A 742-nucleotide genomic window follows, 5' to 3' on the forward strand; every position below is an offset into this window, starting at 1 on the left:
ATGTTGATTATCAGACCGATGAAGGATTTTATTCCAAAACAGCATTTATCAGCCAGACAAAGAGCACTTCCATAGCCTATCCTTCAGGATCTGCGGCATCTTTCCTGCAAACTTCAAGTGAAAACAATGTAAGAGCAGATAATTACAAACCTTCCTCTTCAAAAACTACAGCTGCAGACGGAACGGTAACTGAAAGCTTCTATAAATACGCCCAGGACAAAAATCTCACCAAGCTGCTGGCTGCTAATATGACAGGAATGCCGGTAGAAACAGAAGTAAAAGAAGGGGGTAAAACCATCGGAAAATCTGAAACTAAATTTGATCATTCAGCTAATGTATACCCGAGTTCTGTCATCGGCTATAACAGACAGAACCAGAGTCCTTTTACCGCTTCTACACTGGATGTTTATGACAACAAAGGGAATCTGGTACAGGTAACCGGGAAAAACGGAATTCCTACAACCACAATCTGGGGATATTACCAGACCCTGCCTATTGCTGTTATTTCAGGAGCCTCCTATTCCCAGGTAGCCTCCCTTTCGACAGTAACAGCTGCCATAGCCGCTTCCAATGCGGATCGTGATAATCCGGCTAACGAACCTGCGCTTATACAAGCTCTGGAAAATCTTAGAAAAGATCCTGCCCTGAAGAATTACACGGTCACGGCAACCACGTATGATCCTCTGGTGGGAGTAACGAACTCCATTTCCGCGAACGGAATCAGAACGGTAAATACCTATGA

1 pseudogene is annotated in these 742 nt (G+C 44.1%); it reads left to right on the forward strand.

Going from position 1 to position 742, the window contains the following annotated elements:
• Positions 1 to 742 (forward strand): annotated as a pseudogene (locus tag DRF61_RS22445) (hypothetical protein); the annotation flags it as partial.

Origin of the sequence: Chryseobacterium lathyri, assembly GCF_003290185.1 — a bacterium.
Lineage (GTDB): Bacteria > Bacteroidota > Bacteroidia > Flavobacteriales > Weeksellaceae > Chryseobacterium > Chryseobacterium lathyri.